Annotated in this window: 20 protein-coding genes; 16 read left to right on the plus strand and 4 right to left on the minus strand. The window is 51.5% G+C overall.

Annotation, left to right across the window (positions count from 1 at the left end; translation table 11 throughout):
- Positions 1–159 precede the first annotated feature (159 nt).
- Both LWL52_RS04275 and LWL52_RS04280 read right to left on the minus strand, forming a co-directional pair.
- A complete protein-coding gene (locus tag LWL52_RS04275) occupies positions 160–2,331 on the minus strand; it encodes a PAS domain-containing sensor histidine kinase (RefSeq protein ID WP_242917249.1) in 2,172 nt (723 codons plus the stop codon).
- A 492-nt stretch (positions 2,332–2,823) separates the two neighbouring features.
- Positions 2,824–3,870 (minus strand): T9SS type A sorting domain-containing protein, encoded by a 1,047-nt coding sequence (locus LWL52_RS04280; RefSeq protein ID WP_242917250.1) that lies wholly within the window; start codon positions 3,868–3,870, stop codon positions 2,824–2,826.
- 740 nt (positions 3,871–4,610) lie between these two features.
- Between LWL52_RS04280 and LWL52_RS04285 the strand changes: the two genes are divergently transcribed.
- Positions 4,611–6,578 (plus strand): T9SS type A sorting domain-containing protein, encoded by a 1,968-nt coding sequence (locus LWL52_RS04285; RefSeq protein ID WP_242917251.1) that lies wholly within the window; start codon positions 4,611–4,613, stop codon positions 6,576–6,578.
- Positions 6,579–6,606: 28 nt separating this feature from the next.
- Here LWL52_RS04285 and pdxR read toward each other — a convergent pair whose 3' ends face one another.
- Positions 6,607–8,136 (minus strand): MocR-like pyridoxine biosynthesis transcription factor PdxR, encoded by a 1,530-nt coding sequence (gene pdxR, locus LWL52_RS04290; protein WP_242917253.1) that lies wholly within the window; start codon positions 8,134–8,136, stop codon positions 6,607–6,609.
- A 197-nt stretch (positions 8,137–8,333) separates the two neighbouring features.
- Here pdxR and LWL52_RS04295 point away from each other — a divergent pair, with 197 nt between their 5' ends.
- The 6 genes from LWL52_RS04295 to LWL52_RS04320 all read left to right on the plus strand — a co-directional run bounded on the left by LWL52_RS04295 (position 8,334) and on the right by LWL52_RS04320 (position 13,394).
- On the plus strand, positions 8,334–9,251 hold the full coding sequence (locus LWL52_RS04295; protein WP_242917255.1) for an NADP-dependent oxidoreductase: 918 nt from the start codon (positions 8,334–8,336) through the stop codon (positions 9,249–9,251).
- Positions 9,252–9,357: 106 nt separating this feature from the next.
- Positions 9,358–9,798, plus strand: coding sequence for a DoxX family membrane protein (locus tag LWL52_RS04300; RefSeq protein WP_242917257.1), 441 nt, complete (start codon positions 9,358–9,360; stop codon positions 9,796–9,798).
- 172 nt (positions 9,799–9,970) lie between these two features.
- Entirely contained in the window at positions 9,971–10,483 is a 513-nt protein-coding gene (locus tag LWL52_RS04305; RefSeq protein ID WP_242917259.1) for an OsmC family protein, read from the plus strand.
- Between the two features lie 277 nt (positions 10,484–10,760).
- Entirely contained in the window at positions 10,761–11,585 is an 825-nt protein-coding gene (locus LWL52_RS04310; RefSeq protein ID WP_242917261.1) for an AraC family transcriptional regulator, read from the plus strand.
- Between the two features lie 184 nt (positions 11,586–11,769).
- The gene (locus LWL52_RS04315) at positions 11,770–12,339 is read left to right on the plus strand and encodes a hypothetical protein (protein ID WP_242917263.1); all 570 of its coding nucleotides are present in this window, start codon (positions 11,770–11,772) and stop codon (positions 12,337–12,339) included.
- A gap of 623 nt (positions 12,340–12,962) precedes the next feature.
- Positions 12,963–13,394 (plus strand): DUF1003 domain-containing protein, encoded by a 432-nt coding sequence (locus tag LWL52_RS04320; protein ID WP_242917264.1) that lies wholly within the window; start codon positions 12,963–12,965, stop codon positions 13,392–13,394.
- Between the two features lie 298 nt (positions 13,395–13,692).
- Here LWL52_RS04320 and LWL52_RS04325 read toward each other — a convergent pair whose 3' ends face one another.
- A complete protein-coding gene (locus LWL52_RS04325) occupies positions 13,693–14,283 on the minus strand; it encodes a Crp/Fnr family transcriptional regulator (RefSeq protein WP_242917265.1) in 591 nt (196 codons plus the stop codon).
- A 455-nt stretch (positions 14,284–14,738) separates the two neighbouring features.
- On the opposite strand from LWL52_RS04325, the gene LWL52_RS04330 reads away from it, so the two are divergent.
- The 9 genes from LWL52_RS04330 (at position 14,739) to LWL52_RS04370 (ending at position 23,663) form a co-directional block, all read left to right on the plus strand.
- Positions 14,739–15,017 (plus strand): hypothetical protein, encoded by a 279-nt coding sequence (locus LWL52_RS04330; RefSeq protein ID WP_242917266.1) that lies wholly within the window; start codon positions 14,739–14,741, stop codon positions 15,015–15,017.
- Positions 15,018–15,499: 482 nt separating this feature from the next.
- Positions 15,500–16,480 carry an L-histidine N(alpha)-methyltransferase gene (locus tag LWL52_RS04335; protein ID WP_242917267.1) on the plus strand — a complete coding sequence of 327 codons (981 nt, stop codon included), beginning with the start codon at positions 15,500–15,502 and terminating at the stop codon, positions 16,478–16,480.
- Between the two features lie 10 nt (positions 16,481–16,490).
- On the plus strand, positions 16,491–17,894 hold the full coding sequence (locus LWL52_RS04340) for a mercuric reductase (RefSeq protein WP_242917268.1): 1,404 nt from the start codon (positions 16,491–16,493) through the stop codon (positions 17,892–17,894).
- Positions 17,891–19,108: an ergothioneine biosynthesis protein EgtB gene (gene egtB / locus LWL52_RS04345; protein ID WP_242917269.1), complete on the plus strand. Its 1,218-nt coding sequence runs from the start codon at positions 17,891–17,893 to the stop codon at positions 19,106–19,108. Before LWL52_RS04340 ends, egtB begins: the two co-directional genes overlap by 4 nt.
- Positions 19,109–19,397: 289 nt before the next feature.
- Positions 19,398–19,841, plus strand: coding sequence for a hypothetical protein (locus tag LWL52_RS04350; protein ID WP_242917270.1), 444 nt, complete (start codon positions 19,398–19,400; stop codon positions 19,839–19,841).
- Between the two features lie 15 nt (positions 19,842–19,856).
- The gene (locus LWL52_RS04355; protein WP_242917272.1) at positions 19,857–20,825 is read left to right on the plus strand and encodes a bifunctional methionine sulfoxide reductase B/A protein; all 969 of its coding nucleotides are present in this window, start codon (positions 19,857–19,859) and stop codon (positions 20,823–20,825) included.
- A gap of 31 nt (positions 20,826–20,856) precedes the next feature.
- On the plus strand, positions 20,857–21,819 hold the full coding sequence (trxB, locus tag LWL52_RS04360; RefSeq protein ID WP_242917274.1) for a thioredoxin-disulfide reductase: 963 nt from the start codon (positions 20,857–20,859) through the stop codon (positions 21,817–21,819).
- A 371-nt stretch (positions 21,820–22,190) separates the two neighbouring features.
- A complete protein-coding gene (locus LWL52_RS04365) occupies positions 22,191–22,484 on the plus strand; it encodes a GNAT family N-acetyltransferase (protein WP_242917276.1) in 294 nt (97 codons plus the stop codon).
- A gap of 321 nt (positions 22,485–22,805) precedes the next feature.
- Positions 22,806–23,663 (plus strand): AraC family transcriptional regulator, encoded by an 858-nt coding sequence (locus LWL52_RS04370; RefSeq protein WP_242917278.1) that lies wholly within the window; start codon positions 22,806–22,808, stop codon positions 23,661–23,663.
- Positions 23,664–23,747 lie beyond the last annotated feature (84 nt).

Raw genomic sequence — 23,747 nt, forward strand, 5'->3', positions numbered from 1 at the left:
GAAAAGCCCTTCGCTTGAAGTAAACGGCTGAGAGCATCGCATACATTGCTACCTGCTCGCTTATTGGAGGTCTCCAATTCGTGCGGGCTGCCCGTAACACGAAGGCAGTCAGGTGGCAGCTGATCGGGTCCTCATCTGCGGTGTATACTTTCATTTCGATCAGGGTAAGTAGATCTGGACGCTGGTTCCTACATTCACCTGGCTGCTCACTTCAATGGTTCCTCCCATTGCTTCTACATGCTTTTTTACCAGAAACAAACCAAAACCCCGGCCTTTGGCCTCCTGGTGAAACTTTTGGTAGAGCTTGAAAATATGCTGCCCTGCCTGCTTGGTATCAAAGCCCATTCCGTTATCAGAGACAGAAATGAGCACGCCTCCTTCGGGGCTGTCATGGCATGCCACCTGCACCCGGAGCGGACGCTCCGGCGACCGGTATATGATGGCGTTGGAGAGCAGGTTATAGAAGATGCTGTAGAGGTAGGCTCTGTTGGCCTTAATGGTGCGGTCGTTTGAGATCTTTACCTCAAGCTCGCCGCCACAATCTAGCAACGTTTCCTGCAGAAGCAGGTATGCCTGCTCTAATATAGCAGCCAGCGGTATTTGTTCTGTTTCCAGGACCTGCTGCCTGTTACGTATCGAGAGGATGGTGTTAACATCTTTCAACACAGTGTCAATTTCTGTTATGCTTTTCTCCAGGTAAGTCAAGGTCGTATCAAAAGCCCTTGAGTTTTTGTCTAACCTGGCCAGCAAGTTTGCTAAACCCAGCGCATTGGCAACGGGCGCTCTGAGGTTATGCGATACAATGTAGGTGAACTGCTGCAGGGCCGCATTCTGCGCATGCAGGTCTTCGGTCATTTGCAGTACGTTAGCCCTGGCTTCCATTCGGGAGCTAATATCTTTCTGGATCCCGATAAACCGCGTGACGCTGCCGGCCTCATTGTAAACAGGAGTTATGTCCAGGGAGGTCCAGAATTTTTCACCTGATTTTTTGTAGTTGACCAGCTCAGTCGTAAAGGCTATGCTATGCTTGAGGGTCTGATCGATTTGTTGGGTAGTGGCAGCGTCGGTTTCTTTTCCCGCCAGGATCTGGCCTGGCTTTTTTCCTGCTATGTCAGCGAGGGTATAACCTGTCATTTTTGTGAAGCCCTCGTTGACCCATTCCGTTACTCCGTGGGCATCTGTGATGATCACGCCATTGTCGGTGTGGCTTGCCACCAGCGAAAGCTTTTCAAGCTCCTCATGCAGCTTCTTCTCCCTGGTGAAATCCGTGAAGTAAACAGAAAGCCCCTCAGCGGAAGGATAGATCTTGAACCTGTATGTGGTGCCGGAATGAGGAAAGGTTTCTTCAAAATGGCAGGAAAGGCCACTCGAAGCAGCTTCTTTGCATTGGCGGAAGAATACGGTCGAAACAGCCTGCGGAAACTTTTCCCAGATGTTTTTCCCAAGCAGTTCCTCCTTCCTGCACCCTTCATGGGCAGCATAAACAGAATTGACGTAGGTAAACCGCCAGTCCTTATCCAAAGAAAAAAAAGCGTCGGTGATACTCTCCAGCATGTGGTGCAGCTTTTTTGCCTGCTGCTCGATAAGCTCATAAGATCGCACGATGGGCGTGATGTCCTTTAGAATGGTCTGTGCCCCGACGATCTCCTCGTTTTCAATCAGGGGAAACTTTACCGTATCGAATACTCTCAGCTCCTGGTTCTGGTCTGCAAGCGTTACATCATACCTGAGAGTGCTGCCCAGCAGGGCCTGCTGCAAAGACATCTTGTTGACATTCGCCATGTCAGCCGGGAGGAACGAGGTGGCAGGCTGCCTGAGGACCTTGTCACGGTCGCACCCAAGCTCCCTGCAAAATGAGTCGTTAACCTGTGTAACTATCCCTGCTCTGTTTTCAGAGAAAATAAGATCCGGGTGATGATCAAACAGCGCCCTATACTGTTGTTCACCTTCATTGGCCTTTATACTGTTGCTCTTTCGCCCGGTAACATCGCGTGCGATGCAAAGCATCAGTTGGTCTTCTTCCGACCAGGTAACAGACCACATGATCCAAACTTTTTTTCCGTTCTTCTGCACATACCTGTTCTCGATGTCAGAGGCTGTGTAGCCTCCTTGTATCACGTTCTGAGCAATTTCCATAGCAGCAGCCTTATCTTCCGGAGATATAACGTCGAGGTAGCGTTTACCTTCCAGTTCATGTGGCTCATAACCCAGGAGATGTTTGCAAGCCTGGCTTACCTGCACAAAACGCCCGTCCTTGTCAATGGCGCAAAGCATATCAGGGGAATACCGGCCTATTTTCTCGGTGATGCTGTTGGGGTATAAGTTTGTCATAAACAAATGGTATAGGAGCTGTTGAACATCGTTTGACGCGCTGGGCTACCCAAACGGGAGCTGCCCTTTATAAGAAAGACTTATACGTACTTAATTCAATATAAGTAATACATAAAACAAATAAATGATTGACTCACAACTTTGCTGTTCATGGAGGGAAATCCAACACAGGGGTGAATCTAACTTACAAGTTTCCTTTATTTTTGAACTTGCAGCCTTGCCAGTCACCTTGTTTGTGAGCAAAGGAGAAGAACTGTTAAGTTGGATAAATTTGCTAGGAAGAAGAAGCCCTGATAGGGGGATCTAGGTACTTTCAGACATACCCTGCAACAGTTATAATTCGTATGGAATAACGCCCCTAAAAGGGGCACTTAGCTGAGCTTCTGGCCAGTATGCATAGCAAATCATATTTAGGGTAAGTGGCGTGAAGGTCCCCAATGTCCGGTACCCGCTTCACGATTTCTGATGACATGTTGCAGAACAGGCTGAAGGTTAAAGTTTTACCACTTTACATGTATAGACACTGCCACTTAGCGCGGCTGTCAGCAGGTAGATGCCCCGTGCATATACCCGGGTGGTATCGAGCGCAATTTCATTTTCACCAGACAGTACACGATAGGTCTGGCTCAGGACCTCTTCCCCGTGCAGGGTATGCACCACTACCTTTAAAAAGGCATCCTCCCTTGCAGCGACATGGAGCTGTAATGTTGTCAGGAATGGGGTCGGATACGCAAGGATGCTTGTTTTCAGGACAGGCGGCATTTCCACCACGACGATCTTGCTATACAAGGGGGCATTGTTCAAATAGACCTGGGCCAGGCGGTAATACATGGTGGGATTCTTGGTCGGGGGCTGATAGACATAATGATAGTCTGTTTCTGCCAGTGCGTGCTGCGGCAGGCAAGCCAGCGTCCCGATAGTGTGAAAACCCTGCTGCGGATCGGAAGAGGCCTCGAGTTCAAAATGGGAGAGGTCCTCGTCCGGGGCAGCCCGCCAGTCGAAGACGACAGAGGACGACTGCCGGCTTGCTTTGAAAAACACTAGCTGCACGGGCAGCGGGACAAGCGGGGGATAGCCTTCCACAGAAAAGGTCTGTGTTTCTGCTCCGGTACTGCTGTGGGATAAGGAAGCCAGATGATACTGATCATCGGTGGGCTGATACCGGATATAGACTGTAACGGCGTCCAGGGAACCATCGCCGTTGGGCTTGATTTCCAGGGTAGCGCCAAAGCCTGTTGTCTCCTGCGTGGAAATCGTAAAGGAGCCGGAAGGATCCAAAACGGAGATGAAGCCCGACTGACCGGGGGGGAAGTCGTTGAAGTAGATCACATAAAATTGGGTTTGTTCTTCCCCCTGCGCAGCCAGAAACTGGGATGGCTCACTTGCTATTTCAATAACCGGAGTAGCGGCCGGCAACCTGCTCACTGTGTTTGGGGCAGCCTGGGCAGGGAAGGAGAGCAAGCAGGCAATCGTGCCTGTGAAACCCAGCAATACCGGGAAATAAAACAAGTGTCGTAGAAAAGGCAGGATGCGTATCATAGGCGTTTAGGAGGCGGAAATCATGTTGCCAAAGCTGTGAATGCTATAACAAGAGGGAAGGAGTGCGTGTGTGAAAAGTTTCATATACCCAGGGCACACTTGCAGGCAGGGCGCGGCATTCGATCTGGGTGAGTCCTTGCCAGGGCTTTTAATAATACAAAAATAGCGCCAGCCAGCTGCAGCTGTTTTTGCGGTGTGCCCAGGCAAACGAGTCAGGCAAGTGAATAGCGTATCATATGTATAATTATAAAAATTAAAATATTAAGTATATTGTATATATTTGGTTGGTGTGTATCTGCAATAGTATGTGCTTTCATTTGATTAAGCAAGTGTGGGAGCTAAAAACAGGGTATCGACCTGTTGTGTAGTCACTAATAAAAGTAATGCGTTTTATTTGATGGCGCGGTGTCTGGCGGGTAGATAGAGGCTTGGTAAAAGGGAAAGCTGTTCTGAAATTGAATTAAAGTAATATGATACTATCCGGTGAACGGGCTTTGTTTTTCCGGTGAAGCAGGGCCGGGCCGGGTGGACCGGGAGGTTAGCGCAAATCAGGGAGAACAGAGGGCATTGAATAATGCAAACCATATCACTTAAAGTATATGATATGTGTTGGAACAAAGAATTTTTCCCTTATATAGCGATTTTTATATGTTAATGGGTTCCTATTCCTATATTGAGTCTGTATTTAGCAGGCCTTTATTCCCAAAAGTCAGGGCCGGGAGCACCCCTAACACGAAAAGATGGAACCAACTGATTCAATGCTTTCGCTTCGCAGCAAGCCCACCCGCTTCCCATATATGTCTGCGCTGCACAAGGGCTATGGCGCTTACCGGCTTTGGGGCTTTTTGTTTTGCTGCCTTTGTATTTCCTTTACAGCCGGGGCGTCTCATTTCCGGGGCGGCACCATTTCCTATAACGACCTGGGAGCGGGAAGGTATGAGATCCTGGTGAAGAGCTATTGGGACAAAAGTGAAATCGGCTCCATTGTGCCGCGCTTCCAGGGCAGCCCCAAATTCGAAACCCCGATGCGCACGGTTTCGCAAACGTTGCTGCCGGATAGCAGTACGGTAGAACACTTTCAAAAGCAGCTTGTCACGTGGAGCAAGCCGGGCGTCTACGAAATTTCCTGGAAAAGTTGCTGCCGTTCGGTGGGTGCCAATTTTGATAACAACCCTATCGGGTTGTTTGCTGTCGTAAACTTTTCGTTGGCGGCACCCAGTTCTTCCCCCATACTGCAGGATTTGCCCCTGTTGAATTTCCAGCCGGGCAACAGCATCAGCTTTAGCCTGCAGCTGCAGGACCCCGACGGCCATGAGCAGGTATATGAACTGGATGTTCCCTACGGTTTGCCGGATTCCGTGTATCAGAAATTACAGGAGACAGGCTTTCAGGTAAGCAGCAACGGCCTGCTGACCTGGGAGAAGCCGGTGGAGGGGAAATGGCTCATTAATATAAAAGTGAGGGAAAAAATTAACGGGGAATATACCGGGGCTTATATCCTGCGAGATTTTATTATTTCGGTAGCGGCCTGCTCCTTACCAGCCCCACAGTATACGGTGGTCAAGCGCCCCTGCTCAGGTACGTATACCGGTGTGGTCGCGTTGAATGCGGGAGGCGGAAGGGCACCCTACCAATATTCGCTGGATGAGGGGAGAACGTTTCAAAGCACGGCTGTCTTTGATGGGCTTGCCTCAGGCGACTATACCGGTATTGTTGTGGATGCGCTGGGCTGTGTGAGTGAACATGTGCATATCCGGCTCGATGAGACGGTCCTGCCAACAGTCACCTTGCAACTGCCTTCCACGGTATGTTTCACATCGGCCCCGCTTGCGCTGACCGGGGGAAGCCCGGCGAGCGGTACGTACCAGGGAGCCGGGGTGCAGGAGGGGTACTTTTATCCTGCCCTTGCCGGGACAGGTACCCATACCCTTTCGTATACCTACACCGACAGCAGCGGTTGTGGGGTAAGCACCTCCGCCGTCATACGCGTGGCCGAAGCCCTGCTTGCGGATGCGGGCCCGGAAACGCTTGTCTATTACGGGTATGAACCGCTAAGCTGCACGACCTTGTCGGCAAGAGCTACAGGGGGGCTGGGCCCCTATACCTATAAGTGGAGTACGGGTGCTACCACGCAAGACCTGCCGGTTTGCCCGACCGTCACGACAACGTACGGGCTTGTGGTGACGGATAGCCTGGGCTGTACGGCGAGTAGTAAGGTAACCGTGATAGTTGAAGATGTCAGAGGCGATACCACCACCATCGGCAATAAGCCGAATGTGGTGGTTTTGTGCCTCAATGGCAGGGTACGCAAAGTAATAGAGAGAAATGTGGCCAAAGAACTGGAACGCGGAGCCGTACTAGGGGCATGTACCAGTGCGTCGGCCGTTGGCCCGGCGCTAACGGCACATGCTTCCAGTGCCCTTGCCCGGCTTGCGGCGGGGCCTGTTTTAGCCCCTGCTATCCAGGTTTATCCGAATCCTGTCTCGCTTCATGGCGTGCTTCAGGTAAGCGCCGAAACCGCGGGTAAGCTTAAGATCGAACTGAGGTCGCTGACAGGCAGCGGCAGGAAGACGCTTTTTGACGGCACGATGGAAGCCCATCAGGTAGAGGCCTTTGAACTGGCAGCGCATGTAAAGGCTAAAGGGGTCTACCTGCTGCAGGTGACCACCTCCTTGCAAGTAGCGACCTTTAAACTGATCGTCCGCTAAGCCCTACCGTTGGCGTTAGAATTTTAACCTACCTTTTGGCAGCATAGGGAGCAAGGGCCTGTTTCCAAAGCTGAATTGCTCCGGCCATTTCTGTTTCATCTAAAGAACAGTAACCGATGCGGATGAAGTCATGAGGCCGGGCAATATGGGATTGAAAAAAATAATTATGGCCATCACTGATCTTTAAGCCCAGCTTTCCTGCATTCAGGGCTACTGCTGCTGCCCTTATATCCTTTCTGTAGGTAGCCCAGATGGCCAGTCCGCCGTTGGGCCGCTCAAAGGTTAAATATTCTCCCAGCTGCTCTTCAAGCAACCGGCACGTATTTTCCAACCGTGCCTGATAAACCTTGTACGACCTTTTGATGTGCCGGGAAATATCACCCGTACTCAAGAGCTCAGCGGTCGCTTCTTCCAGCAACTGTTCCCCTTGCCGGTCTATTAATTTACGAATCGCAGCGGCTTCGTTTATCACCACCTCGGGTGCCACCATAAACCCGATGCGGATACCGGGCGCAATGCTTTTGCAAAAGGATCCCACATATATGATATGGCCACTCGTATCCAGGCTTGCCAAAGGCAAAAGCGGGTTACTGGAAAAGTGGTAATCAAAATCATAATCATCTTCAAGTAAGGCAAATCCGTACTGGTGGGCCAGGTTCATCAGCCGCATGCGCCGCTCTGCACTCAGGGTAACCGTGGTCGGCCGGTGGTGATGGGGGATAATATAGATGATCTTGGGGACTTTCTGTTTACACAACTGCTCAATCATGTCCACATCCATCCCGTCCTTGTCTACCGGGATAAAGGCCAGGTCAGCGCCCGCCAGCTTAAAGGTCAGATTGGCATCCTTGTAACCGGGTTCCGGCACAAATACCGTATCTCCGGGACGGATGAGTAGCTGCGTTGTTAAATAGATGGCCATCTGGGTCCCCTTCGTTATCAGTATTTCCTTTTCAGTAACCTGCATCCCCCTGGTCCGGTTTAAAAAGGTCGCCAGTTCGACCCTAAGGCGATAGGAGCCCTGCTCCGGGCCATACATGAGAAGCTGATTTGTGAAGCGACCCTTTCCAAACCTTCTGTATTCGCGCACCAGTTCTTCAATGGGCGCAATTCTCGGATCAGGAAAACCATCATCAATTATGTAAATCGGGGGCGGTGTCACAAGGCCATTGGTGTCGCTATTGGGGCCTGTCAGGCTCGTGCCCGTGGAGGGTCGTTTTAGCAGCAAGGGATAACTAGGTAGCGGGCTGTGCATCAACTTCTTGGTATTTTCGTTAATGGTAAGAGCCGACGTATCAGGCAGGTGACTGGATACGTAAACCCCGCTTCTGTCCTTGGTTTCCACCCAACCTTGTGCACCTAATTCCTCGTAGGCCGCCACCACTGTTTTGCGATTCAGTTGCAGGCTTTGCGCCAGTTCACGTGATGAGGGAAGTGCCTGTCCTGGTTTCAAGATGCCACGACAAATCAGCTGAATAATTTCAGATTCTAATTGCTGGTATAAAGGTCTGTGCTGCCCGTCTTTTTTAAATGAAATCTCAAGAATCTTCTGAATCATAACTGGACCCCTGTGTATTTTGAAATTGGCCCACAAAGGTAGCCAAATTAAGGCTTAGCTTTATCCTTTCCATTATTAAATCATTGTCCCACCTAGAATAAGAAAGTCATGCTGAAGATAGGATTGAACACAAAAATGTACGGTCACCTCACTTCCCCACGGGGATGTTCGCTGGTGAGCAAGAAAGGAGGTGTGCTATGAAAGCCATCATTGTAGGGGACCAGGCTGCTGGCAAGGCCGGCATGAAACTCGCGGAGCGGCCCATGCCGCAGGCAGCGATAAACGACGTCATCGTTCAGGTGCATGCCTCGGGGTTCGTCGGGACAGAACTGGAATGGCCTTCCACCTGGGCCGATCGGCTCGGCCGTGACCGGACACCGACGATTCCAGGGCACGAACTGGCGGGGGTGGTTACCGCCCTGGGCTATGGCACGACGGGGCTGTCGGTAGGACAGCGGGTGTTCGGCCTTACGGACTGGTACCGTGACGGGACCCTGGCCGAGTATGTTGCGGTCGAGGCACGCAACCTTGCACCGCTGCCGGGCGACGTTGATTTCACGGTGGGCGCGAGCCTGCCGATCTCGGGCCTGACCGCCTGGCAGGGGCTCTTCGAGCACGGGCGCCTGCAGGCCGGCCAGCGCGTGCTCGCGCACGGCGCGGCCGGTGCCGTCGGTTCGATGGTGACGCAACTTGCCTGGGAAGCCGGGGCCTACGTCATTGGCACCGGGCGCGCCGCCGACCGGCAGCTGGTTCTCGACTACGGCGCCCAGGAGTTTGTCGATCTTGAGAATGAGACCCTGGAAGACGTCGGAGAGGTCGATTTAATTTTCGATGTCATCGGCGGCACCATCGGGAAGCGGTCAGCAGGCCTGCTTCGCGCCGGGGGCATCCTGGTGTCCGCCGTCGGGCCGGTCGAAGCGTTGCCCGCAAAGGGCACGGCCGTTGACTTTGTTGTCGCTGCCGATCGCAGCCAATTGGGTGAGATTGTCCAGCGGGTACGCCAGGGGCGGCTGCAAACGAACATCGGCAGCATCGCTGCCCTCGACGACGCTGTGGCCGCCTTCAATCCCACCAGCCGGGTCAAGGGGAAGACGATCATCCGCGTTCGCCCATAAGGATCCGGGGAGACCGGTCGTTTCGGCCTCCCCGGGCACGGGGGCACCAAGGGAAAGCGGTCAGGCGATATCCCAAACTTTTTTGAGTCACAGAGGCAATTAGACAATGACAAACACATTTCGGATTCCGCAATTATATCTTCGTTTAGCGCTCGGTATAGGTTTTCTGGTACCTGTAGCCGACCGCTTGGGGTTGGTCGGCCAGGCCGGGCAGAAAGGGGTAAGCTGGGGTAATTGGGAAAACTTTGCAGCCTATACCCAAATGCTTTTACCTTTCCTGAGCCGCCAGCTGGCAAGTAGCATGGGCGTGCTTGCCACGATCGCCGAAATACTGATCGGCATATGCCTTATTATCGGTTATAAAACAAGAGTTGCGGCATATGGTGGCTTTTTGCTGACACTCATCTTCGCTGTATGCATGGCCCTGTTTTTAGGGATAAGGGCACCCCTGAATTACTCTGTCTTTTCAGTGAGTGCAGGTAGCCTTTTACTGGCATGCATACCGGTATATTATGGGAGCCTCGACAATGGCATTAAACGACGATAGCTGCAAGCGTTTACAGATTGTCCTGCCTGAGTCACCCTTGAACATGCCCGTGTACTACGTGGTCACCCGTGAGCCGATCCACTGGTCTAACACATCCCTATTTACAAGGAGGACACCCCCGGCATTTTCCTTAAATAAAACATAGTCCCTAAACCCTTCTAATTCAGATAGCATGATACGTAAAAAGCAACCCGCGGCCCTATTCCCACAAGATATTACCGGCGACCTGGTAAAAGACGGGCAGGGGGTTACAATCAACTGGAGAGCTGGCCAGCTGGTGCTGGACGAGCCGCCCTTCAATGGCGGTCAAGATATCGGCCCGGACCCGTTTACAACTGTCCTCTCGGGATTGATCGGGTGTACGTTGACCACCTTGCGCATGTATATCAAGCGTAAGGAGTGGGATATCACAGACTTACATTGTTCGGTAAACATGGTGCAAGAGACAGACCCTTTCAAGACCACGATCCTCAGGACTGTTTCCTTTGGCCAGCCGGTGACCGATGAGCAAAAGGAAAGGCTGCTCTGGATAGCAAAAAACTGCCCGGTGGCCAGGTTGTTACAAGGCGAGATCGCGATAGACACGCATCTGTCCGACGATGCTGCACTACCGGCAGGCATGGGCAATTACCCACCAGCAGACGCAGCCACTACCCCGGTACCTGTAACTCACGCATCGCGATGAGAAGAACCCGGAAAGCGCATACAGCGGCTGGCAATCAGCTTGTAGGGCGCTAACCAGCAGGCTTCACGTGACCGGTTACGTGGCCAACGCTCAAGCATTTGCCTGGAGGGATGTAAATGCTGGGTGCGTGATGCTTTCGGGAAAAATCCCTTTCATGGCGCTTGTTAAACCTTTGAGAATATCGGTATTTATGTCATTGTCAAGTAAATAGCATTGGGAAAATTGTTGGATGATGGATAAACTATTGAAAATAGAATTGGTAAACCCGCTGACGAGCGTGCTTGCCTTTAAGCTGATACAGCTTGATGGCGATATGTATTTTAAAAGCCTGAAAAGCTTTAACTGTTACAAAGTGATCTTGATAAGGGAAGGGAAAGGCCAGGTAACCTTTGACAGGGCCAAGTATGATTTCTCTGAAAACTGCCTGATTCGCTTCCCGATTTATCAACCCTTTCAAATCGAAGCGGAGGGCTCCCTGGATGGGATCTTACTGCAGTTTCATCCGGACTTTTTCTGGAACCATAAATACGAAATGGAGCTGACAAGCAAGCAGGTCCTCTTTAAGAGTATCGGTGAAAATCCCTTAATAAAAATCAGCCAGGAGGAAATGGCCCAGCTCCTGTATCCGCTGGACAAGCTTCTTTTAGAACTCAACAATGACCGTTTGGGGCGTTATGATATCGCGATATCCTGGGTGAAAATATTCATGATCTATGCCTCCCGGATCAAGATGGAAAAAGGGATGATCCCTTTGGAGGCACTCTCAGAGGTCCATTATATTGTGCGCGAGCTGGTCAATGCCGTGGAGGAGAACTTTCACCGCAAGCACCGGCCAGCGGATTATGCAAAATTACTGAACGTTACCGTCAAAACACTGAACCGTACAGCAAAGCAGCATATGGGAAAGACGGTTGGGGACATGATCTCAGAACGCATCATAACACAGGCTAAGCATGAATTATATTTAAGTGATAAGCCGGTTAAAGAGATCGCGAGCGAACTTGGCTTTCACGACGTAGCTTACTTCAGCCGCTTCTTTAAGCTACGGGCTGATGTCTCGCCGGATGTCTATCGTAAATCGTTCAGGCAGGCGACTCCTTGAGAAGGGAGCCAGGGCACAGCCCGGGAGATAAAGAATTTAGCCGCAAGCAGGGCTCCGGGTAAATCAATGGGATAAGCGCATGAGGATGGACAGCATGCTGCCAACGAAGTAATGAAACAAAGCGCATTTACCGGAAGCGATGAGCAGTCCGGCAGCAATAAGAAAACAAAAATAAAGCAGAGTTATGGTATTATATGAAAACGATCTGGTAAAGGTAGTGGAAGAGTTACGCCTCAAAGGGTATTCCGATACCTTCATCATAAAAGATAACCTGATAGTTTCAGAAGAAACGAACCTGGGATTTGAAGAAGACGACGTGCTTATCGAAGGAGCCTATCAGTTTGATATCACCGAAGAGGCTTTTAATACACAGAACTTATTTGCCCTGTTCATTCCTAAAGAGGGGCTGCGGGGGTTGATGATAGATCTGTTAGGGATGTACACTTATATGGAAGATCAAACCATATCCCGGATGCTCCTAAACGTACCGTTGATCCCTTATATCTATGATGACGCCGATCCCTATTTTAAATATGGGCTAAAGAAAGTGACGCCAGGCGAGTTTGATAAAAACAGTGAGCGGTATGTGCTGCGGGTCGGATATCCTGATTTTCCTGCATGCCCTGTGGGGAGTGCTTTTTCGATGTTGGGATTCGATGAGCAGGCACAGGAATATATCTGGCTGGCTACCAGTATTATAAAGGACAGCCGTCTCAGAAGAGTAGCTTATAAAGCGGGACAGGCTCCGGTTTGATTCAGAACAGAAGTCCACAGCGGAGCGATGCGGCGTTGCCTTCTTCCCTGGGTGCCTCTTTCTCCTGCATTATGTGACATATGTCAATGGAAAGGAGCGGGCAGCCTGTTAAGTTACAGGCCAGGACAGAAAGTTTACAAAAAGAAGGAGCTTTATGCGCTGCCTTGCAGGGCTGCCGGATGCTGCAGCGCGGATGCTAAAGCCAGGACGAGCAGCGTAAAAAGAAGCCACGTTTGTTGCAGGCATCCTTTTGGAAACGTTGCACAAGCCACGACAAACGGGGCGTCAGCTAAGCCTGCCAGAGAACCGGGCAAGGGGAAACATGCTCTTTTTCCGGCGGCAAACCAAGTCAATGGGAGACTGGTATTTCCCGTATAACTTTAGAGATGCTCCATGTTGGCCGGCTTGCTGCGCAGGATGGGAGGCGGTTGCGGCCCTTACCAGGACGCGCACAGGCGCCACGTTCATAAAGCAACCGGAGGGGGGAGGCCTGCACCCTGAGCAGGTTGATCTCCGCCATTTAAATGACCGGGGCCCGCGCGGGCTGGGAGGTGTGGCCTGTTTACAAAGCGCGATATACAGACTCGTGCAAGCCGGTATGTTCAGTGAAATAGCTTTTAACAATGGAAAATAACAAAACTTGGCATGAGCAGCATGAGTCCAGCTGCAGCTTTGGCGATCATCTTGCCGATAAAGTAACAAACATAATGGGCTCCTGGAGGTTCATTATCATTCAAACCGCCATCATCCTGGTTTGGGCTGGGATCAATTTAACAGCCTATCTTCTGCACTGGGATCCCTATCCTTTTATCCTGCTCAACTTGGTGTTTTCAATTCAGTCCGCTTATGCAGCACCGATCATCATGATGGCTCAAAACCGGCAAAGTGCCCGGGACCGCGTGCAAGCCAATGATGATTACATGACCAACCTTGAATCAAAACGCGAAATCGAAGAACTGCAGGTCGGGCTCAAGCGACTTGAATCAGAGAAGTTAGACACGATTATTGCCATGCTCCAGGACATCAGGAAGGACAGAAGCTACGTCACAGAGTAGGACAAGTGCATATTGTGACATATGTCATTGATAACAGGTAGACAGACAGCTAGTTTTGTTTACTTCACTAAGCCGGAAGGGTTCGTAGGAAGCAAGACACTGGCTAAGGCAGCACCACCCGACTGAGGGCTGCTGCTCGCGCTCCTGACCCGTTCTGCAGCAAGGCCTAGCTGGCATTCGGGTATGGTCAGGATGGCGACCACGCTTTTCGCTGGGCTGCAAGGCAACACGGTAGCGTGCAAGGTGCTGTCACCACCGGTTCCCTGCAGGATGGAAACGACAAGGTGCGGGACAACCATCAGAGGTAGCCCATATTGCTGCGTATTCTGGTAAGCGTTTCCCTTTTTACGCCGAGATAGGAAGCGATCATAAAGATGGGGAGGCGCTGGTGCAATTGTGGAAAGCTACGGATAAAATGCCGGTACCTTTCTTCTGCCTGGTGGCTGATCATCATGTATATTCGGTCCCGGCTGCTGCGGCAGTCATTTGCCATGATCTGGGTGTTCAGTGCGTTGAAACCGGGTATTTCCTGCAACAGGGTTTTATAGTTACACACTGAAAACTGGATAAGGGCACTATCCTCCAAGGCATCTATAAATTCATCGGCAGGCGTTTGGTTTGCAAGACTTACAGGGTCGCAGACCCAATGGTTATCTGGCGAAAAATTAAAGATGTGTTCGCTGCCGTTGCCGTCGACCCGATAGGATCGCAGGCAGCCACTGCAGACGAAGGTATGGAACCTACAGATATCTCCCGGACGGAGTAGGTGTTGCTTCTTTTTAAGTTGCTTCGATATGGCCAGGGACTTAATGGTCGCAATCTCTTCGTCAGAAAATAAGCTTTGTGTTCTTATATAACTTTCAAAGTAATCAAGTATGAGCAAGGACATCAATAAGCTGAACTAATTACATGAAGTAAAAACCGCTGCATTCTCACGGCAGGCAGGAGGGCATATCTTGATTGATCCTTTTATGCCGGCTAAACCAAAACCGGTGCATGCACGGTTAGCTTCTCTTTTCATAGTTTCGGATCATCAGCCACCTGTCTTGGCAACGAAGCTACTCCTTAGAAAAGGCTTTATAAATGGACAAAAAGGACTTTCTGTTGTAAACGCCGCCTAAGCGGGCGATAAATGGCCGTTTTTATGGAGGTTCAGCCCTGTTTCTTTCGTAAAGAGGGTATGGTATCCGTCTATTTTTCAGATAACATATGCCCTAAGACATATAGCAAAAGTGCTATAGCGAGGGAGAGGACGTTTGCTGGAGCCGCCTTTAAGTACACGTTTTGGCGCTTGTGTCCCTTTCCTTTTACGCCTTGTGAATTTCAATTTTAAATACATACCCTATGATGACGGAAGACGACGATTACGACCTTTACGGACCCCAAATGCCGCAGGAAGCCTTTCATTTAGAAATGGACCTTTACGATACCGGCGATTATTACAACCTGTTGTTTATTCCCTGCAATGACGTATTCATTGTCGTGTCAAACAATCAGCATCTCACGACCATGGGGCAGAATGGGAGCGGCGTTGATGCCTGGGAACAGCGCGACGGGCAAGTCGAAGATGAAGTCTTCGAAAAACTGGCGATCGCGTTGGACGGCTATATCAATAACCTGTAGAAGCCAGGGGCGGGAAGGGGAAGGAATCCGGCTATGCCAGATGTTGGCGGCGCTGCCGACCGGATTGCAGCCAATCCGTCCCAGCTCAACGGGTTGGCGTTCAGTATGAGGGAAAGCGCAAGCCAGGCGTGCCCCCTGGCATGAAGCCCAACGCACTGCCGGCAAGTTGGCAAAAGAAATCTAACACGGCTTGATTCGGTGCCGGGAACTGCTGCGTAAGTGCTATAAATTCCTTTTCCTCCAGTCCACTTCGCCGGGGGTGGTCCCGGCTGTACACAGCAGAGGGCAGCCATCCATTTAAACAGGCCTTTGTGGCTTCCCCGGCCGGGAGCGGAGCAATTTCGCGCAGCATTATGTGACATATATCAATGTAATCCAGCGTTCAGGGTCCTAATTTGCTCTCCTTATCCTTTCATGACGATAGGTCGTCAGGCGGAATGCAGTTCATTTATTAACCTTACTTTTTTAACCTTACGGAATGTATGTTAGCAACGGATGCAGGTGAAAGCAGGCTTAAAACAGACAGCAACGAATTTTATTGCGATGTTATTCACGGACTGATGCAAACCCCCAAAAGGCTGCCGTCCAAATACTTTTATGACAAAAAGGGCGACAGTCTCTTTGAGGCAATCATGATGTCCCCCGATTATTATCTCACCACCTGTGAGATGGAGATTTTCACACGGCAAGCCAATGAGATTGTAGGCTTTTTAACCGGGCCGGACACGGCTTTTGAACTAATTGAACTAGGGCCCGGCAATTGTGCGAAGTCCGTTCACCTGTTGGGTGCCCTTCTGGCTGCAAAGGCTTCGTTTAATTACGTGCCGATCGATATATCGGAAAATGTCATCCGGGAGCTAGCATGCTTCCTGCCTGCTGCGTTTCCGGATTTACAGTGCGATGGGCTGGTCGGTGATTACTTTGACACTATGGCATTCCGCGGCTTAATACCCGGGAAGCGGAAGGTTGTGATGTGTTTAGGGGGCAATATCGGCAACATGACCATAGCCGATGCGAACCGGTTCTGCAGCACGTTACGGGGATTTTTACAGCCCGGAGATCAGTGTATCATCGGATTTGATCTCGTCAAAAACCCGGCTGTTATCAAACGCGCATACGATGACGGGGAGGGGCTTACGCGGCAATTCAACCTGAACCTGCTCGAGCGAATGAACCGCGAATTGGCGGCAGATTTCAGGGTTGACCATTTTGATCACTATTGCAGCTATGATCCGCTGACCGGATCGGCCAAAAGCTATCTTGTTTGTCTACGCGAGATGGTGGTGCATCTGCCCGGTGCCAGCATACCCTTTGAGAAAGATGAATGTATCTGGACCGAAATATCGCAGAAATACACAAAAAGCCAGGTCCGCCAAATGGCGATCGATAACGGGTTTACCCCTACGGCAGAATTCCTGGATACCAGATCATGGTTTATGGATACAATTTGGACAGCTGTTTAAAGCAAACAAAGTGGAAAAGTTCGATGCAATCATCATAGGCTCCGGGCAGGCAGGCAACCCCCTGGCAAAAAGGCTTGCGGCGGAAGGCAGGCGCGTCGCCCTTGTCGAGTTGGCGTGTATAGGAGGGACTTGCATCAACTGGGGGTGTACGCCCACCAAAACGTTGGTCGGCATCGCGAAAAACGTGTTTCAGGCCCGGGGCGCTGCAAAATATGGCATGCCCCTAAAGAAGCACACGCCGGATTTTGAGCTCGTTATGCAGCGGGTGAACCATGTTGTAAGCCATTTCCGGGAAGGATTGGAAAACGCCTTGCGCCAGACCCCGAATCTGACTTGCTACCATGGAAAGGCCCGTTTCGCTGGCTATAAGGAAGTCCGTGTGCAGTTAGCCGATGGGCGCTTCACAGCGATGACGGCCGAGTTGATATTTATCAACACGGGAGCCCGGGCCCGGGTCCCTGACCTGGAAGGGTTGCCAGCCGTCAACTTTCTTACCTCCGCGACCGCCTTGGCCCTGAAACAGCAGCCAAACCATTTGATCATTGTTGGAGGGGGCTATGTTTCACTTGAATTTTCACAGATTTTCCGGCGGCTGGGCAGCCAGGTGACGATACTGGAAAAGTCTTCCGGCCTATTACCGAAGGAAGATGAGGATGTGGGCTTGCTGCTTACCCGGATGCTGGAAGGGGAAGGCGTGGAAATCCGGACGGACGCAACCATCACACGGGTGAGCGCAGGTGCGCAGGAGTCGGTGCAGCTAGAGATTTTGTCTGCCGGGAAATCCTCCACACTTCAGGGCACCCACCTTTTAGTGGCTACGGGCAGAATTCCCAACACCGAAGAGTTGGGTTTGGAAAAAACAGGTATCCGGCTTGACGGAAAAGGATATATTCCGGTGAACAGCCACCTGGAAACAAGCCAGGCGGGTATTTACGCGCTGGGCGATGTAAAGGGCGGGCCCGCCTTCACCCATGTGTCCTACCACGACTATGTGGTAGTAGCTGACCACTTATTTGATCAGCAGGCTTCCCCGCCGCACAACCGGCTGCTGCCTTACTGTATTTTCACCGATCCTGAGCTTGGAAGGATTGGGCTGACAGAAAAGGAAGCTGGTGAAATGGGCTTAGATTTTTCTGTTACAAAAATGAACACGTCCGCCATCGCCCGGGCGGTCGAGACGGGGGAAACAACAGGATTTGTAAAGGCACTGGTGGATAACAAGTCAAGGAAGATTCTGGGCGTTGCCGTTATCAGTGCTGGCGGCGGTGAATTGATGTCCTTGTTTCAGATCGCCATGCAGGGAGGCCTCACCTATGACCAGTTGCGCGACACCATGTTCGCGCACCCCACCTATGCCGAGGCGATCAACAATCTTTTCAGTCCCGAACATTTACAGCCAGGAATTCCATCATGAGAGAGCTTAGGGACAAATACCGTAGCGTGCGTCAGCGAAGTGAAGCGATCTGTGCGAGCCTGAAAACGGAAGACTATGTGGTACAACCGGTGGTGGACGTAAGCCCCCCTAAATGGCATTTGGGGCATACCTCCTGGTTTTTCGAAACCTTCATCCTCTTACCGCATCTTGCGGATTATGCCTGTTTTGATCCCGCTTATCCTTTCGTCTTTAACAGTTACTATGAAAGCTTAGGTGCGCGCGTTATTCGAACCAACCGGGGCAATTTAAGCCGGCCGACTGTGGAGGAAGTCTACCAGTACCGCCGGCATGTAGACGCAGCAATGGATGAGTTCCTGTGCCTGCTGGTCAGCGATGAGCTCAAGATGCTGACGTTGCTGGGACTCAACCATGAAGAGCAGCACCAGGAATTGCTGGCGGCTGACATCAAATATATCTTAGGGCATAATCCGCTCTTTCCCGCGTATAACGAAATAACGGAGCCTGTGGAAACAGCGCATCCTGCTGACGAATTTCTTGGCATACAAGAAGGCCTCTATAACATAGGCTACAGGGGGGGAGGATTTTGCTTCGACAATGAATTGGGGGCCCACCCCGTCTTCCTTTCAGCTTATGAAATAGCGCAGGAACTGGTCACCAATGGGCAGTATAGCACATTCATCGCGGACGGAGGGTATCGCAAACATGAATACTGGCACGCCGAGGGCCTGGATTGGGTCAAAAACAACAACGTGCACGCTCCCCTTTACTGGCACCGGATAGAAGGCCAGTGGCACTCCTACGGGGCATCCGGAATGCAGCTGCTGGATGTAAACCAGCCAGTGACACATGTCAGTTACTACGAGGCAGCTGCCTTTGCGGCATGGAAGGGAATGCGGTTGCCAACCGAATTCGAGTGGGAAGCCGCATGTCATCAATTCAAGTGGGGGACCCGGTGGGAGTGGACACACAGTGCCTATCTGCCCTATCCCGGATACAGCAGAGTCGCCGGTCCTGTAGGAGAGTATAACGGCAAATTTATGGTGAATCAAATGGTGCTTCGCGGCGCTTCCACGGTCACCCCGCCGGGACACACCCGGCCCAGTTACCGTAATTTTTTCCATCCGCAGTTAAGATGGCAATACACGGGCATCAGGCTGGCTCGCACCCCTCGCCCGGATGACAGATCGGGCAAAGCGATGCACGCCGCCGAAAGAACACGGGCACCTGAATGACAGGCAGATAGCAACCCTCGCAGCCACTCCTTTGAAAGGGGACAGGGATGAGGCGGCAGGCGCAAAAAATTCGAAAGGATCCGCAGGAACCTGGAAAAGCCCTGCCTGGCGCCGCTACAAAATGACGCACCCGCCCTGATGCCTGTTCAGACACGCTGGCCCGGTGAGGGACGGAAACGCGGCCAGGCCTGGCTTTGCGCCCTGTCAACGAATAGCGCAAAGGCCCATAATATGAAAGCCGGTGATGGGTACGGCATGCGGAAGGAGGACGAAATAAAAAGGAAAATATATGGATAAACTTACTTTGAAAGCGACGCTTATAAAAGCGCATCATCAAACCCTGCAACGCTTACGGGCGGCCTATGTCACCTTTCAAAAGGGGGGCAATCTGGATCTTACCGACGTCCAGGACCTTGATGACCACTCACACCGGGAACAGGCGGAAGAATACTTGCAGGCGCTGGAAAGGCAGATTCATCAACGGGAAGATGAGATGGAAATGCTTTACAGTTTGGATTTCGGTCATAAAACATCGGTGACGACAGGAGCCGTGGTATTGGTCGATGGGCAGTACTATATCATCGGGATACCTGCGTGCCAGTTTGACTTGGCAGGAAAGCATTTTATTGCCATGTCACCCGAAGCGCCTTTTTACCAGGGACTTATGGATAAGAAGCAAAATGACTCCTTTGTTTTCAACGGCAAAGAATTTACGATTGAATCTATTTTTTAATTTAAACAGACAGATATGTTACGATGGCTTGATATAATCAAATTCACAAATCAGGGCAATCCTACTCCTGATAGAAGAGTGGAAAAAACGCCGGAAGAATGGAAGGCGCTGCTGACCGAGGAGCAGTTCAGGATAACACGACTGAAAGGAACCGAGCGGGCCTTTAGCTCAGAACTTTGTTCTTATTTTGAGCCGGGTCGATATGCTTGTGTATGTTGTGATACCGAGCTTTTTGATGCGGGGGAGAAATTCGAAAGTGGTACGGGTTGGCCCTCCTTCACGCAACCTGTAAAAGACAATGTCGTGGCCTATCACAAGGACAGCGCCTTTGGCATGCAGCGAATAGAAGCCCTCTGTAGCACGTGCGATGCGCACCTGGGGCATGTCTTCCAGGATGGCCCCAAGCCCAGCGGGCTCCGGTACTGCATAAACGCCGTTTCGTTGAAAAAAGTAGCTGCCAGTGAAAAGAAGATAGCCTTTGGCGGAGGCTGCTTCTGGTGTACTGAAGCCATTTTCCAGCGGCTCAAGGGCGTGCTAAAGGTAGAGAGCGGCTATAGTGGCGGTACGGTCATTAACCCCACCTACAGGGAAGTTTGCAGTGGGGCAACGGGCCATGCGGAAATGGTCGAAGTTACCTACAATCCCGAAGAAATTTCCTTTGAGGAGCTGCTCAAGATCCATCTAAGCACCCATAACCCCACAACAGTTAACAGGCAGGGAGCAGATCGCGGTTCCCAATACCGGAGCGTCATCTTTTACAGAACCGAAGAGGAGAAGCAGACGGCCGTGCGCCTGATCGGTGAGGTACAAACCTTATATCCCGACCTGATCGTCACAGAGCTGCAGCAGTTCGAACATTTTTATAAAGCTGAAACCCATCATCAGGACTACTACAACCGAAACCAGGAAGCGGGATACTGCCAGGTGGTGATCAATCCCAAACTGGCAAAGCTCCGGGAGCTGTACCAGGACAAGTTAAAATAATACCGATAGCGATACTTAAAGGGGACTGTCCGTGAGAGAAGCACAACAGGAAAGAATAAAATGCCTGATCATCGGATCCGGGCCATCGGGCTATACAGCCGCCATTTATACGGCCCGGGCCGATTTAAAACCCGTGTTATACACAGGGCTGTTTATCGGTGGGCAGCTCACAAAAACGTCCGATGTCGAAAATTATCCGGGATATCCTGATGGCGTAATGGGGGCAGAAATGATGGCGGGCTTTCACAAGCAAGCTTCCCGGGTGGGGGCGGATTTGCGGATAGGGGACGTCAGTGCTGTCGATTTTTCACAATCGCCCTTCAGCGTTACAGTCGACGGAGAAAAAGGGATACTGGCAGATACCGTCATCATTGCCACGGGAGCAACGCCGAAATGGTTGGGACTTGCCTCTGAACAGCAATACGCCGGCGCCGGTGTGTCGGCCTGCGCGACATGTGACGGGTTCTTTTTTAAAGGACAGGACGTGGCAATTGTGGGCGCGGGAGACACAGCTGCAGAAGAAGCCCTGCATCTGGCTAAGCTTTGTAAAAAGGTCTACATGTTGGTGCGCAAAGCAAGTTTCAAGGCTTCCAAAGCAATGGTTCACAGGGTAGAAAACACGCCCAACATCAAAGTCTTATTCAACGTCGAGGTAAAGGAAGTGCTGGGAGATGGCGTCAAGGTGCAGGGTGCACGGCTGTTCAACAATATCACCGATGAGGAATTGACCGTGGATGTGACCGGTTTTTTTGTAGCAATCGGCCATCATCCCAACACCGATCTGTTCAGGCCCTGGCTTACAATGGATAAGGCGGGGTACATCAAAACAAAGGGTTGTTCGACGAGGACCAATGTTCCCGGTGTTTTCTGTTGTGGTGACGCGCAAGACCCTGTTTACCGGCAAGCGATAACGGCTGCCGGCAGCGGCTGCATGGCTGCGCTTGATTGTGAGCGGTTCCTCTCCGAAATGGAACAGGGACCTTTTGAGTCATGATCTTCGGGTAGCTTTTAGAGGCCGTCACCTCTTCCTCGAACGCCATGCACGGGCAAAGCGTGAAGCGCAACAGCAGGAGCGGATGAGTCAATTTTGTGGCAGCTAGCATGGCAGAAAACAGCATGCATCAGCTCTAAGAGCAAGGAAGCGGGATTATGTTTGCTCCGGCGCGGTGGCGCGCTGGCTGCCGCACACGCCAAGCCAACGTGCCTGTATCTGGTGCTGGCCTCACAAGGGAGGGGTAAGTAAAAATAAGCGCTGAAAGGCTGAAGGGGGATTCCCTGTCGATGAGCCGTGCCCGAAGCAGGCAGTAAACAAGCGTACAGGATTGCCTACCAACAGAACATATAGCAAATTAAAACAAAACGAAAATGGAAACAATTGACTTGCATGAGGGCCAGAGCGGCATCACCTTTTTTTCTCTCAAAATTGATGAGCGTGAAGTGGGCAGAATGATGGTTCATATGCTGCCTGGCATCTTGAGGGCGGGGCACACGAGCGTTGACATTTCACAACGTCGCAGTGGCTACGGCCAAAAACTAATAGATGCCGTGGTGGCTTATGCACGGAAAAATGAGCTCAAAGTGATCCCGGACTGTGGCTTTGTGGCGATGGTGTTTAACAAATATCCTGAAGTTTATGGGGACATCCGGGGCACACGGTAACGGGCAGGAGCGGGGCAGGAAAAGCAACTGCCGGGACGTTTCCTACGCCGGCAGCTTCTGCAAATCAGAAAGGAGGCAGGGAGAGGAAAAGCAAGTGGCTTATTTTACAGGCATACCCCTCCGCTCCCAAGCCCGGTGTCCGGGGACGATCTGGAGGGAGGCCTTACGGTTAGGGCCAAGGGTATTTATTTTAATAGGTGAAAATCAGGCTGGTAGCGCGGTACAGGCAAGCGGCAGGCCAGCACATGCCTCACGGGCCTGCGCCCCTGACCTGCCCGTGCATGCGCATGGGGAAAGCTGCCCGTGAAATAGCAGAGCAACATGAAACTGGGATATGAGAACACAACCGATGGTGCCCGCCTCTTCATAACGGTTGGGGAGCACCAAATGAAAGGGGAGGGAATGCTGCGGAATCCTACCGAGCATATGAACACGTTGGTGGTCAACAAGTCCCCTGGCTCCCAGCGGGTAACCATTGATGCAATACCGTATACCATGCCCGGGCACTCGCTGCTCCCGTTGGTGTCAAACCAGCCTTATGCCTTCGAAGATCCAGTCTCCCTGGTGTCCTGGCACTTCAACAGGGAGTTTTACTGTATCGTCGACCATGATGCTGAGGTAAGCTGCGCCGGTTTTCTGTTCTTTGGCATTCATCATCCCATGTTCATCAGGCTCAGCCCCGAGGACCTGGCGGGCATTCGGCTGATAGAGCAGTTGTTTCTGGAAGATATGCAGGAAAAAGACAGGATGCAGGGGGAGATGCTGCGCACGCTGCTGAAGCGGCTCATTATCAAAAGCACCCGCATGGCGCGGGCACAGATGGCGAACGGCCAGCTGCTTACCGTCGATAGGTTTGATGTGATTCGCCTCTTTAACCTGCTAGTTGAGCAGAACTTCCGGCAAGAGCATGAGGTGAGCTTTTATGCCGCGGCACTGCATAAGTCACCCAAGACCCTTTCTAATCTCTTTCGGCTTTGCAGCCATCCTTCTCCTTCGACACTCATTCAGCAGCGCATCCTCCTGGAGGCAAAAAGGTACCTGTACTATACTTCCAAATCAGCAAAGGAGATAGGCTATGAACTCGGGTTTGAAAGTCCGGCGCATTTCAGCCGCTTCTTCAAATTAAAAACAGGGACCACACTTTCTGCATTCAAAAACAGGCAGGCCCTGGAAATATAAGCGGTCGGTCGCTACCGGTAGTCGCCTTCTTTACAAAGACTACCGGTGAATGGTTAGCCGGCCTTTGACCAAAGCCCAGCAGGC

The sequence above is a fragment of the Pontibacter liquoris genome (genome assembly GCF_022758235.1).
GTDB lineage: Bacteria > Bacteroidota > Bacteroidia > Cytophagales > Hymenobacteraceae > Pontibacter > Pontibacter liquoris.

Excerpts from the sequence above, each read along its gene's own strand:
- LWL52_RS04275 (WP_242917249.1), bottom strand. The coding sequence starts at position 2,331 with ATGACAAACTTATACCCCAACAGCATCACCGAGAAAATAGGCCGGTAT.
- LWL52_RS04280 (WP_242917250.1), bottom strand. The coding sequence starts at position 3,870 with ATGATACGCATCCTGCCTTTTCTACGACACTTGTTTTATTTCCCGGTA.
- LWL52_RS04285 (WP_242917251.1), top strand. The coding sequence starts at position 4,611 with ATGGAACCAACTGATTCAATGCTTTCGCTTCGCAGCAAGCCCACCCGC.
- pdxR (WP_242917253.1), bottom strand. The coding sequence starts at position 8,136 with ATGATTCAGAAGATTCTTGAGATTTCATTTAAAAAAGACGGGCAGCAC.
- LWL52_RS04295 (WP_242917255.1), top strand. The coding sequence starts at position 8,334 with ATGAAAGCCATCATTGTAGGGGACCAGGCTGCTGGCAAGGCCGGCATG.
- LWL52_RS04300 (WP_242917257.1), top strand. The coding sequence starts at position 9,358 with ATGACAAACACATTTCGGATTCCGCAATTATATCTTCGTTTAGCGCTC.
- LWL52_RS04305 (WP_242917259.1), top strand. The coding sequence starts at position 9,971 with ATGATACGTAAAAAGCAACCCGCGGCCCTATTCCCACAAGATATTACC.
- LWL52_RS04315 (WP_242917263.1), top strand. The coding sequence starts at position 11,770 with ATGGTATTATATGAAAACGATCTGGTAAAGGTAGTGGAAGAGTTACGC.
- LWL52_RS04320 (WP_242917264.1), top strand. The coding sequence starts at position 12,963 with ATGGAAAATAACAAAACTTGGCATGAGCAGCATGAGTCCAGCTGCAGC.
- LWL52_RS04325 (WP_242917265.1), bottom strand. The coding sequence starts at position 14,283 with ATGTCCTTGCTCATACTTGATTACTTTGAAAGTTATATAAGAACACAA.
- LWL52_RS04330 (WP_242917266.1), top strand. The coding sequence starts at position 14,739 with ATGATGACGGAAGACGACGATTACGACCTTTACGGACCCCAAATGCCG.
- LWL52_RS04335 (WP_242917267.1), top strand. The coding sequence starts at position 15,500 with ATGTTAGCAACGGATGCAGGTGAAAGCAGGCTTAAAACAGACAGCAAC.
- egtB (WP_242917269.1), top strand. The coding sequence starts at position 17,891 with ATGAGAGAGCTTAGGGACAAATACCGTAGCGTGCGTCAGCGAAGTGAA.
- LWL52_RS04350 (WP_242917270.1), top strand. The coding sequence starts at position 19,398 with ATGGATAAACTTACTTTGAAAGCGACGCTTATAAAAGCGCATCATCAA.
- LWL52_RS04355 (WP_242917272.1), top strand. The coding sequence starts at position 19,857 with ATGTTACGATGGCTTGATATAATCAAATTCACAAATCAGGGCAATCCT.
- LWL52_RS04365 (WP_242917276.1), top strand. The coding sequence starts at position 22,191 with ATGGAAACAATTGACTTGCATGAGGGCCAGAGCGGCATCACCTTTTTT.
- LWL52_RS04370 (WP_242917278.1), top strand. The coding sequence starts at position 22,806 with ATGAAACTGGGATATGAGAACACAACCGATGGTGCCCGCCTCTTCATA.